Below are 11886 nucleotides of genomic sequence, written 5' to 3'. Positions count from 1 at the left end.
GTTACTCGGCGGGCAGGAACCCCATGCCCGCTACGACCTCATTGGCGCGCTTTCCCTCTGATTGACCGACGGCGTTAAGCCGATCCGCCGGTTGGCTTTGGCGTTTGCGGGCCTGCGTGTCGGTTCGGCGGGCAGAGGGTCTGTCGCGCGCTGTCATCCCGCTGTCATAATCGTGTTATTTTTCTGTCATTTCAGCATGTCATGTTACAGGCCGGTGAACTTTTCTGGCATTCAGGAGCATGGCATGTTGAAGCACTCTATTCGTATCGTCGCATTAAGCGTGGCGCTGACGCTGGCTGTAAGCACCAGCGCGCAGGCAGTGACCGAAATTCCCTTCTGGCATTCCATGGAAGGCGCGCTGGGCACCGAGGTGGATTCCCTGGCCGCGCGCTTTAACCAGGCGCATCCCGAATACCATGTGGCGCCGGTGTATAAGGGCAATTACGAGCAGGGCCTGACGGCGGGTATTGCGGCGTTCCGTACCGGCACCGCGCCGGCGATTTTGCAGGTGTATGAAGTCGGCACCGCCACCATGATGGCAAGCAAAGCCTATAAGCCGGTTTACCAGGTATTTGAACAGGCCGGTATCAAGAATGACGAGTCGGCGTTTGTGCCCACCGTTTCAGGCTATTACAGCGACAGTAAAACCGGTCATCTGCTCTCCCAGCCCTTCAACAGCTCTACCCCGGTGTTGTATTACAACAAGGACGCCTTTAAAAAAGCCGGGCTGGACCCGGAACATGCGCCCAAAACCTGGCAAGAGCTGGCAGAGGCGGCCGCTAAACTGCGCGCCAGCGGTATGGCCTGCGGTTATGCCAGCGGTTGGCAAGGGTGGATTCAAATCGAAAACTTCAGCGCCTGGCACGGCATGCCGGTGGCTACCCGTGATAACGGCTTTGCCGGCAACGACGCGGAGCTGATTTTTAATAAGCCCGAGCAGGTCAAGCATATCCAACTGTTGTCGGATATGAACAAGAAAGGCGATTTCAGCTATTTCGGCCGTAAGGACGAGTCCACCGAGAAGTTTTATAACGGGTCATGCGGCATGACCACCGCCTCGTCAGGTTCCCTTGCCTCTATCCGCCAGTATGCCAAATTCAACTATGGCGTGGGTATGATGCCTTATGACGCCGACGTGAAGAACGCGCCGCAGAACGCCATTATCGGCGGAGCCAGCCTGTGGGTGATGAACGGCAAGGATGAGGCGACCTATAAAGGCGTGGCCGAGTTCCTGCAGTTCCTGTCCCAGCCGGATATCGCGGCGGAATGGCATCAGAAAACCGGTTATCTGCCCATCACCACCGCCGCCTATGAGCTGACCAAGTCCCAGGGTTTTTATGACAAAAATCCCGGCGCCGATATCGCCACTCGCCAGATGCTGAATAAACCGCCGTTGCCGTTCACCAAAGGGATGCGCCTGGGCAACATGCAGCAAATCCGTACCGTGGTGGACGAAGAGCTAGAGCGCGTCTGGACGGGCAAGGCCACGCCGCAGGAAGCGCTTGATAGCGCGGTAAAACGCGGTAACCAGCTGTTACGCCGGTTTGAGCAGTCGGTGCGTTAAAACTGGGTCAGCGGCCCGCCGTGATATGCGGCGGGTAAATTATTGCTTTGCGGGTTAGGTTGTTTATGGCTATCGCTCCCCATCGCGGATTCAGGCAACGCTGGCTGGCCTATTTTCTGGTGCTGCCGCAGTTGGCGATTACCGCGATCTTTTTCCTTTGGCCGGCGGGAACCGCGCTGTGGTATTCGGTGCAGCAGGTAGATCCGTTCGGCATATCCAATACGTTTGTCGGCCTGGATAATTTTGTCCAGCTGACGCAGGACGATTATTACCTCGACTCCTTGCTGACGACGCTCCTCTTCAGCGCCCTGGTGGCCGGTATCGGCCTGTTGGTGGCGCTGTTCCTGGCGGCGCTGGTGGATTATGTGCTGCGCGGCAAGCGTCTTTACCAGACTTTGCTGCTGTTGCCCTACGCGGTGGCGCCGGCGGTAGCGGCGGTGCTGTGGATGTTCCTGTTCAGTCCGGGCCTGGGGCTTATCAGCTATTTGCTGAACGGCCTGGGGTATCACTGGAATCATGCGCAAAACAGCGGACAGGCGATGTTCCTGGTGGTGTTGATTTCCATTTGGCAGCAGGTGAGCTATAACTTCTTGTTTTTCCTGGCGGCCTTGCAATCTATTCCCCGTTCGCTGGTGGAGGCCGCGGCCATCGACGGCGCCGGACCGGTGCGGCGTTTTGTCGATTTATCGCTGCCGCTGATTACGCCGGTGAGCTTTTTCCTGCTGGTGATTAACCTGGTGTACGCCTTTTTCGATACCTTTCCGGTCATCGACGCGGCAACCGCCGGCGGGCCGGTGCAGGCCACCACCACGCTGATTTATAAAATCTACCGCGAAGGTTTTGCCGGCCTGGATCTCTCCAGCTCCGCCGCGCAGTCGGTGGTGCTGATGATGGTGGTCATTATACTGACGGTGATCCAATTTCGCTTTGTCGAGCGTAAGGTGCGGTATCAATGATAGAACATCGTCGCGGACTGGATATTTTCAGCCATATCATGTTGCTACTGGGCGTTGCCGTTATTCTGCTGCCGTTGTATATCGCGCTGGTGGCGGCCACCATGGATAGCAAGCAGGTATTCCAGGTGCCGTTAAGCCTGGTGCCGGGCGGCCATTTGTGGGACAACATTAGTCATGTCTGGCCAGTGGGCGTGGGCAGTCAGGCGGTGCCGTTCAGCCGGCTGTTGTTCAATAGTTTTGTCATGGCGCTGGGGATCACCCTGGGTAAAATCAGCGTGTCTATGTTATCCGCCTACGCCATCGTTTATTTTCGTTTTCCGCTGCGCAACCTGTTTTTCTGGCTGATCTTCATGACGCTGATGCTGCCGGTGGAGGTGCGTATTTTCCCCACCGTAGACGTGATCGCCAATTTGCATTTGCTTGATAGCTACACCGGCCTGACGCTGCCGCTGATGGCGTCGGCCACCGCCACCTTCCTGTTCCGGCAGTTTTTTATGACCATTCCCCATGAACTGCTGGAGGCGGCGCGCATCGACGGCGCCGGGCCGCTGCGCTTTTTGTGGGATATCCTGCTGCCGCTGTCGAAAACCAATTTGGCGGCGCTGTTCGTGATTATCTTTATCTACGGTTGGAACCAGTACCTGTGGCCGATCCTGATTATCAACAACAGCGGGATGGGCACCGCGGTGGCGGCGATCCGAAGCATGATTACCAGCGGCGACAGCGCCACGCAGTGGAATTATGTGATGGCGGCGATGCTTATGACCATGATCCCGCCCCTGGCAATCGTATTGCTGATGCAGCGCTGGTTCGTGCGCGGCCTGGTTGATAGCGAGAAATAATTATTTATGGCAAGTTTGATTTTACAAGCGGTCGAGAAAAACTATGACGGCAAAACGCCGGTGATAGCGCCGTTAAACCTGGAAGTGGCCGACGGGGAATTTATCGTGCTGGTGGGGCCTTCCGGCTGCGGCAAATCGACATTGCTGCGTATGGTCGCGGGCCTGGAAAGCGTCAGCGGCGGCGATATCTATATCGACGGCGAACGGGTGACCGAACGCGAACCCAAGGATCGCAGCATTGCGATGGTGTTTCAGAATTATGCGCTCTATCCTCATATGAGCGTCTATGACAATATGGCCTATGGCCTGAAAATCCGCGGCTTCGGCAAACAGCATATCCAAACGCTGGTGGAGCGCGTGGCGCAGATGCTGGAGCTTGGGGATCTGCTCAAACGCAAGCCGCGCGAACTGTCCGGCGGGCAACGCCAGCGCGTCGCCATGGGCCGCGCGCTGGTGCGCGAGCCGGCGGTATTCCTGTTTGATGAGCCGTTATCCAACCTGGACGCTAAATTGCGTACCCAGATGCGGCTGGAGCTGCAATTGCTGCACCGCCGCCTGAGAACCACCAGCCTGTATGTCACCCACGATCAGGTGGAGGCCATGACGCTGGCGGAGCGGGTGATCGTGATGAATAAAGGGCGGGTGGAGCAAATCGGCACCCCGACCGAGATTTACCGCCGCCCGGCGTCGCTGTTTGTCGCCGGTTTTATGGGATCGCCCGCCATGAACCTGCTGCCCGGCCGGATCAGCGAGGACGGTGGACGTTTCCAGGTGGCCGGCGGTCCGTCGATCCCCATACCCGCTGTCGGCGCACAATGGCGCGGGCGCGAGTTGACCGCGGGTATCCGTCCGGAGCATATTGAACAGTCAGGGTCCGAACCTGGAGGCCCGGCGCTGGAAATTATTTCCCTTGAACAGCTGGGCGCGGATAACCTGGTCCATGGGCGCTGGGGTGAGCGTTCCATGGTGATACGGCTGCCGCATGATGAGCAGCCGGCCATTGGGACGATACTTTATTTACGGTGTCCTGCCCATGCATGGCACTTTTTTGATCCGTTAAACGGATCCCGGGTGGAATTATGACAAAAAACTGGCCTTATCCGACAATCGTCGCCCATCGCGGCGGCGGCTCGCTGGCCCCGGAGAACACCCTGGCGGCCATTGACACCGGTGCGCGCCATGGACATAAAATGGTTGAGCTGGATGCCAAACTTTCCGCCGATGGACAGATATTTTTACTGCATGACGATACGCTGCAGCGCACCAGCAACGGCCACGGCGTCGCGGGTCACTTTGCCTGGGACGATCTGGCGCGGCTGGACGCCGGGGCGTGGTTTAACGAGCGGTTTCGCGATGAACGCCTGCCGCTGCTGGCGGAAGTTGCGGACCGCTGCGCGCGGCATGGCCTGGCGGTAAATATCGAGATTAAACCCACCACCGGCACCGATACCGGGACCGGTCATGCGGTGGCGCTGGCGGCGGCCCAGCTGTGGCAGGGCCGCGATGTGCCGCCGCTGCTATCGTCGTTTTCCGTCGATGCGCTGGCTGCGGCGTTGCAGGCTGCGCCCGAACTGCCGCGCGGGCTGCTGCTCCACTTTTGGGATGATAATTGGCCGGCGCTGGCGCAGGAGCTCAAATGCAGCGCGCTGCATCTTAATCATGAAGTCTTGACCGAAGAGCGGGTGTCGAAAATCACCGATGCCGGCCTGCATATCCTGGCCTATACCGTCAATAGTCCCTATCGGGCGCGCGCCTTGCTGAGCTGGGGGGTGGATTCCTTGTGTACCGATCGGATTGATTTAATCGGCCCCGATTTCGCCAACAGTTAGCCGATGCGCGCTTAACGCGCCGATGTTCCGGGCTTCGCCAAACCGTGCTACCGGCGCTGGTCCGGACTGCCGCGCGAGCCGGGCCGGACGCTAACCTCCCCCTTTCTGCCCGACGATGGGCAGAGAGCTCTTTGGGCGGGTTTGATCACCGGCTCAGGGGTTTTGCTGCGTTTTTTTCAGCGGCGCATTTTGTTGCGCCCGCTGACGGTCGTTGTCGAGCCGCGTCTTCAACTGATTGCGCTGCGTATCGCGCTGGGCTTCCTGCTGCTGCAGCATGCGGGTCTTCTGCTGCTGCGCATTGGATTGCATCTGCTGCTTTAACTGTTGCTGCGCGGGGCTTTGCGGGAACGGGTCATTGCGCTGCTCCGGCGTGAGCGGTTTAACCGCCGCCGTTACCGCAAACGATGCCAGCATGACCGGCAGTAACAGCCAAAAATAGGTTTTCATGTGCGGCTCCGAGGTAATGACTTCCTTCTATTTTAACCGTTAAACATCTTAAGCGCAGGGTGAAGCGTGCTTATTTGCGCGCGATATTCCATGAAAAAAATTGAAACTGCCGCAAAAATGGTTAATAAGTAAATAAATATAAATCAGCAGGAAGAACAACCCGATGCCTATTCCCTTTGCCGGCCGCTGGTTTACCCTGGCGCTTGCGCTGCTGCTGGCGCTGTCTCCCGCCGACGCCGCGCCGCTGTCCTATGGCGTTGAAAATGATATTCAACATCCGGTGTATGCCCGTCATGGCATGGTGTCGTCGGTGGACGAGGCGGCGACGCGGGTGGGGCTGGATATCCTGCGCGCGGGCGGCAACGCGGTGGACGCCGCGGTAGCGGTGGGGTACGCGCTGGCGGTCACCCATCCGCAGGCGGGTAACCTGGGCGGCGGCGGTTTTATGCTGGTGCGTACCCAAAAGGGCGACACGGTGGCGATTGATTTCCGCGAAATGGCTCCCGCCGGCGCCACCCGGGATATGTTTATCGGCGCGGACGGCAATGCCGATAGTAAACGTTCGTTAACCAGTCCCCTGGCTTCCGGCACGCCGGGTACCGTCGCGGGCATGTCGCTGGCCTTGCGGCGATTTGGAACCCTGCCGCTGGCGCGGGTAATGCAGCCGGCGATCGTCCTGGCGAAGGAGGGCTTTAGCGTTAATAAGGCCCTGGCCGATGATTTAGCCACCTATGGTAAAGAGGCGCTAATCAATCACCCGAACAGCAAAGCGGTATTTTTTAAAGCCGACGGCCAGCCCTACGCGCAGGGGGACACGCTCAAACAGCCGCAGCTGGCCCATAGCCTGGAGCTGATAGCCGCGCAGGGCCCGGAGGCGTTTTACCAGGGCGATATCGCCGGCGAGATTGCCGCCGAAATGCAGCGGGACGGCGGCCTTATCGGCAAGGCGGATCTCGCCGCTTACCGGGCGGTGGAACGCCGGCCGGTATCCGGCAGCTACCGGGGATATGACATTTTCTCCATGCCGCCGCCGTCCTCCGGTGGGATCCATATCATCCAGATCCTGAATATTCTGGAAAATTTTGATTTGGCGCATATGGGCGCCGGCAGCGCCGACGCCATTCAGGTGATGGCTGAAGCGATGAAGTTCGCCTATGCCGATCGCTCGGAGTATCTCGGCGACCCTGATTTTATCAAGGTCCCCGTCCAGGCGTTGACCAGCAAAGCCTACGCCAAGACCCTGGCGCAGCGCATTGATGTTAACCGGGCCAATCCGTCCGCCGCCATCAGGCCCGGCCAGCTGCAACCCTACGAAAGCGATCAGACCACCCATTATTCGGTGGTCGACGGGCAGGGCAACGCGGTGGCGGTGACCTATACCCTTAACACTTATTTCGGCAGCGGCATCATGGCCGGCAACAGCGGCATCCTGCTCAATAACGAAATGGATGATTTCTCGGCCAAGCCCGGCGTGCCGAATATGTACGGGCTGGTGGGCGGCGACGCCAACGCCGTCCAGGCCGGCAAACGACCGTTATCCTCCATGTCGCCGACCATCGTGGTAAAAGAGGGTAAAACCTGGCTGGTCACCGGCAGCCCCGGCGGCAGCCGCATCATTACCACCGTGCTGCAAATTCTGGTCAATACCATTGATTTCCAGATGAATATTGCCGAGGCGAGCGCCGCGCCGCGTTTCCATCAGCAGTGGACGCCGGACCAGCTGCGGGTGGAAAAAGGCTTCAGCCCCGATACCCTCAGGCTGCTGGGTGAAAGGGGGCAAAACGTCAAGGTGTTGCCGGTAATGGGCAGTACGCAAAGTATCATGGTGATGCCCGACGGCACCTTTACCGGCGCCTCCGACCCGCGCACTATCGACGATCTGACCGCCGGTTATTAAGCCTGGGCATCCCCCCGGCGCGGTTTATCCGGCCGGCGTTATGGCGCGGTGTGGAGACGTGGCGGCGTCATAACCGCGCATTACTCTTATTCTCAAGGCGTCAAAGGACGTCATCAGGACTTGTTCGCTTAATAAATGCCCGCTTGTAAACCCTATTAATAAAAATTCCCGGCGCGGATCGGTTAGAATAACGCTTTGGTTTTACAGGATGACCCAACGTGCCGTTGCTTATCATCACTACTATTTTATGGGCGTTTTCGTTCAGCCTGATTGGCGAATACCTGGCCGGGCAGGTTGACAGCTACTTTGCGGTGCTGGTGCGCCTGACGCTTGCGGCGCTGGTGTTTTTGCCCTTCCTGCGCTGGCGCGGTTACCGTGTCAGGCCGCTGCTGCTGTATATGGCGGTAGGCGCCTGCCAGCTGGGCATCATGTACATGATAAGCTACCGGGCCTATCTGTATTTATCGGTGCCGGAGTTTTTACTGTTTACCGTGATGACGCCGCTCTACGTCACGCTGGTGTATGATCTGCTGCGCCGCCGCCGGCTGCGTTGGGGCTACGCGCTGAGCGCCATGCTGGCGGTGGCCGGCGCGGCGATCATCCGCTATGACGGCGTCAGCTTGCACTATTGGCACGGCCTGCTGCTGGTGCAGGCGGCCAATTTGATGTTCGCCGTCGGCCAGGTGGGTTACAAACGGCTGATGGAAGTCTATCCGATGCCGCAGCACACGGCATTCTCCTGGTTTTACCTCGGATCCTTTATCGTGGCGCTGATGGGCTGGGGCTTGTTCGGCAACGCGCAACAGTTGCCCACCACCTCGTTGCAATGGGGCGTGTTGGCGTGGCTGGGAATCGGCGCTTCCGCGCTGGGATATTTTATGTGGAACTACGGCGCCACCCAGGTGGATGCGGGCACGCTCGGCATCATGAACAATTTTCACGTCCCGGCCGGGCTGCTGGTCAACTTCGCCATCTGGCAGCAGCAGCCGCACTGGCCGAGTTTTATCGTCGGCGCCGTGGTTATCATGGCTTCGCTGTGGGTTCACCGCCGCTGGATCGTTGTGCGTCCCGCACATACGGCAGATGCGCGCAGGCGTGTTGACGAGATGAACGAATAAACGCCTCGATCACCGGCTGACGCTGCTCGCCGTCCCTGGCCGCGGCATACAGCCGGCTCCATAGGCCTTTGCCCAGGGTCTTGGTCACAATCAGGCCCTGGCGCTCAAAACTTTCCACCACCCAATGCGGCAGCGCGGCGATCCCCATGCGCGCCGACACCATCTGGATCAGCAGCAGGGTATTGTCCACGCTCTTCAGCACCGGGCTGACGCCCGCCGGCTGCAGGAAATGCCGCCAGATATCCATGCGCTGGCGCTGCACCGGGTAAATCATCAGGACTTCCTCGCTTAAATCCTCGGGCGTTATCTGCTCTTTTAACGCCAGCGGATGATCGGGCGCCAGCACCAGCCGCACTTCATAATCAAACATCGGCACATAAAACAGCCCGCTGCGCGGCAGGATATCAGAGGTCAGCACCAGATCCAGCTCACCCTGCTGCAGGGCGGGCTGCGGATCGAACGTCACGCCCGAACGAAAATCCACCAATACCTGCGGCCACAGCTCGCGGAACTCGGTCAGCGCGGGCGTCAGCCACTGGATACAGCTATGGCATTCAATGGCGAGACGCAGCGTGGTCTGGTGCGGCTCCAGACAGTTTTGCAGCGCCTGCTGTACCTGGGGCAGGATTTGCTCGGCCAGCTGCAGCAGGATTTCCCCCTGCGGGGTAAAACGCAGCGGCTGGCTTTTGCGCACGAACAGCCGGAAACCCAGCCGCTGCTCCAGATCGCTGAACTGGTGCGACAGCGCGGATTGCGTCTGGTGAAGCTGTGACGACGCGGCGGCCAGCGAGCCGCTGTTACGCAGCGCCTGCAGCGTGCGCAGATGTTTAAGTTCGATCATGAGGGTGTTTCACCTGGAAGTGAATAATTTGCGCTTGTGGATAATACAGTACATGGTGATTATGGATGTGTAAACATCCGGACGTCTAAATGGGAGAAGGCAATGACAATTTTAAGTCACACACTGGGTTTTCCGCGCGTGGGTTTGCATCGTGAACTGAAAAAAGCGCAGGAAAGCTATTGGGCGGGGAAATCGTCGCAGCGGGAATTACTGGCCGTGGGCCGCGAACTGCGCGCGCGCCACTGGCAACAGCAAAAAGATGCCGGCGTGGACCTGCTGCCGGTGGGCGATTTTGCCTGGTACGACCATGTCCTGACCACCAGCCTGATGCTGGACAATGTGCCGGCGCGGCATCGCAACGGCGATAGCCCGGCCGACCTGGATACCCTGTTTCGTATCGGCCGCGGCCGGGCGCCGACCGGCGAACCCGCCGCCGCCGCGGAAATGACCAAATGGTTTAATACCAATTATCACTATATGGTGCCGGAATTTACCCTCGGCCAATCCTTCCGGCTGGGCTGGGCGCAGCTGCTTGACGAAGTGGACGAGGCGCTGGCGCTGGGCCATAACGTCAAGCCGGTGCTGCTCGGGCCGGTCAGCTATCTGTGGCTGGGTAAAGTCAAGGGTAAGGCCTTCGACCGGCTGTCGCTGCTGGCCGATCTGCTGCCGGTATATCGCCAGATCCTGGCGGAACTGGCCAACCGCGGCATCGAATGGGTGCAGATTGACGAACCGGCGCTGGTGCTGGAACTGCCGCAGGCCTGGCTGGATGCCTATCAGGTCGCCTACCAGGACCTGCGGGGATCGGTCAAGCTGCTGCTGACCACCTATTTCGACAGTATCGGCCACCATCTGGATACTATTTGCGCCTTGCCGGTCCAGGGCCTGCATGTGGATCTGGTGGCGGGCAAGGATAATCTTGCCGTACTGCACGCCCATCTGCCGGCGGACTGGCTGCTGTCGCTGGGCGTCATCAACGGTCGTAATGTCTGGCGCGCCGACCTCGCCGCCTGCCTTGAGCGCATCCGGCCGCTGGCCGGCCAGCGGCCGCTATGGGTGGCGACCTCCTGTTCGCTGTTGCATAGCCCCATCGATTTAAGCGTCGAGACCCGCCTGGACGAGGAAGTGAAAAGCTGGTTTGCCTTTGCCCTGCAAAAATGCGCCGAGCTGGGACTGCTGCGCGCCGCGCTGGCGCAGCCCGACGACCAGCACATCGGCGCACTGGCGCAATACAGCGCGCCGATCCGCAATCGTCGCCATTCCAGTCGGGTCAACAACCCGCAGGTAAACGCCCGCCTGACTCAGATCTCCGCCCAGGACAGCCAGCGCCGGCAGGCTTATACGCAGCGCGCCGAAGTGCAGCGCCGGCGTTTTGACCTGCCCGCCTGGCCGACCACCACCATAGGTTCTTTCCCGCAAACCGCCGACATCCGCGGCCTGCGCCTGGACTTCAAGCGTGGTCGCCTGGATAAATCCCACTACCGTACCGGCATCGGCGAGCATATCAAGCAGGCGATTGCCGAGCAGGAGCGCCTTGGACTGGATGTGCTGGTGCACGGCGAGGCCGAGCGTAACGATATGGTGGAGTATTTCGGCGAACATCTGGACGGTTTTGTCTTTACGCAAAACGGCTGGGTGCAAAGCTACGGCTCGCGTTGCGTTAAACCGCCCATTATCATCGGCGACATCAGCCGTCCGGCGCCGATTACCGTGGAATGGGCCAGGTATGCCCAATCGCTGACCGACAAGCCGGTGAAAGGCATGCTGACCGGGCCGGTAACCATCCTGTGCTGGTCGTTCCCGCGCGAGGACGTGAGCCGCCAGACTATCGCCCGGCAGATCGCCCTGGCGCTGCGTGACGAAGTGGCCGATTTGGAGCAGGCGGGCATCGGCATTATCCAGATCGATGAGCCGGCGTTGCGTGAAGGGTTGCCGTTGCGCCGGTCCGAATGGCCGGCCTATCTGGCATGGGCGGTGGAGGCTTTCCGTCTGAACGCCGCCGTGGCCCAGGATGACACCCAGATCCATACCCATATGTGCTACTGCGAGTTTAACGACATCATGGATTCCATCGCGGCCCTGGATGCCGACGTGATTACCATTGAAACCTCGCGCTCGGATATGGAACTGTTGGAAAGCTTCAAGGAATTCGATTATCCGAATGAGATCGGACCCGGCGTGTATGATATCCATTCCCCGAATGTGCCGAGCGAAGAGTGGATCGTGGCGCTGCTGCGCAAGGCCGCCGAACGTATCCCGGCGGAACGCCTGTGGGTAAACCCGGATTGCGGCCTGAAAACCCGCGGCTGGCCGGAAACCCGCCAGTCGCTGGCAAACATGGTCAGCGCCGCAAAACGACTGCGCGCCGAACGCGGCTAACTCGTGTTTGGGC

At 59.6% G+C, this 11886-nt stretch carries 10 protein-coding genes; 8 read left to right on the top strand and 2 right to left on the bottom strand.

Annotated elements, in window-relative coordinates; genetic code table 11:
* Positions 1–244: 244 nt before the first annotated feature.
* From ugpB to ugpQ, 5 genes are all read left to right on the top strand, one after another.
* Positions 245–1564, top strand: coding sequence for a sn-glycerol-3-phosphate ABC transporter substrate-binding protein UgpB (gene ugpB, locus GRH90_RS17585; RefSeq protein WP_162367266.1), 1320 nt, complete (start codon positions 245–247; stop codon positions 1562–1564).
* A gap of 65 nt (positions 1565–1629) precedes the next feature.
* Complete coding sequence (gene ugpA, locus GRH90_RS17580; protein ID WP_162367265.1) at positions 1630–2520, top strand: sn-glycerol-3-phosphate ABC transporter permease UgpA; 891 nt, start codon at positions 1630–1632, stop codon at positions 2518–2520.
* The gene (ugpE, locus tag GRH90_RS17575) at positions 2517–3362 is read left to right on the top strand and encodes a sn-glycerol-3-phosphate ABC transporter permease UgpE (RefSeq protein ID WP_162367264.1); all 846 of its coding nucleotides are present in this window, start codon (positions 2517–2519) and stop codon (positions 3360–3362) included. Before ugpA ends, ugpE begins: the two co-directional genes overlap by 4 nt.
* Before the next feature lie 6 nt (positions 3363–3368).
* Positions 3369–4445, top strand: a complete 1077-nt coding sequence (locus GRH90_RS17570; RefSeq protein WP_162367263.1) for a sn-glycerol-3-phosphate import ATP-binding protein UgpC — start codon at positions 3369–3371, stop codon at positions 4443–4445.
* Positions 4442–5191 (top strand): glycerophosphodiester phosphodiesterase, encoded by a 750-nt coding sequence (ugpQ, locus tag GRH90_RS17565; protein WP_162367262.1) that lies wholly within the window; start codon positions 4442–4444, stop codon positions 5189–5191. The genes GRH90_RS17570 and ugpQ overlap by 4 nt, the downstream gene beginning before the upstream one ends.
* A 153-nt stretch (positions 5192–5344) precedes the next feature.
* Here ugpQ and GRH90_RS17560 read toward each other — a convergent pair whose 3' ends face one another.
* Entirely contained in the window at positions 5345–5638 is a 294-nt protein-coding gene (locus tag GRH90_RS17560) for a DUF2756 domain-containing protein (RefSeq protein ID WP_162367261.1), read from the bottom strand.
* Between the two features lie 163 nt (positions 5639–5801).
* Here GRH90_RS17560 and ggt point away from each other — a divergent pair, with 163 nt between their 5' ends.
* Together ggt and GRH90_RS17550 are read left to right on the top strand one after the other, a co-directional pair.
* Positions 5802–7535: a gamma-glutamyltransferase gene (ggt, locus tag GRH90_RS17555; protein WP_162367260.1), complete on the top strand. Its 1734-nt coding sequence runs from the start codon at positions 5802–5804 to the stop codon at positions 7533–7535.
* 218 nt (positions 7536–7753) lie between these two features.
* A complete protein-coding gene (locus tag GRH90_RS17550) occupies positions 7754–8653 on the top strand; it encodes a carboxylate/amino acid/amine transporter (protein ID WP_162367259.1) in 900 nt (299 codons plus the stop codon).
* Here GRH90_RS17550 and metR read toward each other — a convergent pair.
* Positions 8559–9494: an HTH-type transcriptional regulator MetR gene (gene metR / locus GRH90_RS17545; RefSeq protein WP_162367258.1), complete on the bottom strand. Its 936-nt coding sequence runs from the start codon at positions 9492–9494 to the stop codon at positions 8559–8561. The genes GRH90_RS17550 and metR overlap by 95 nt on opposite strands.
* A 102-nt stretch (positions 9495–9596) precedes the next feature.
* Between metR and metE the strand changes: the two genes are divergently transcribed.
* Positions 9597–11873 (top strand): 5-methyltetrahydropteroyltriglutamate--homocysteine S-methyltransferase, encoded by a 2277-nt coding sequence (metE, locus tag GRH90_RS17540; RefSeq protein ID WP_162367257.1) that lies wholly within the window; start codon positions 9597–9599, stop codon positions 11871–11873.
* Positions 11874–11886: the final 13 nt, after the last annotated feature.

This window comes from Acerihabitans arboris (genome assembly GCF_010131535.1).
Lineage (GTDB): Bacteria > Pseudomonadota > Gammaproteobacteria > Enterobacterales > Enterobacteriaceae > Acerihabitans > Acerihabitans arboris.
Note: the sequence above shows the minus strand (reverse complement) of the source record. Positions and strands in the feature narration are given on the sequence as shown.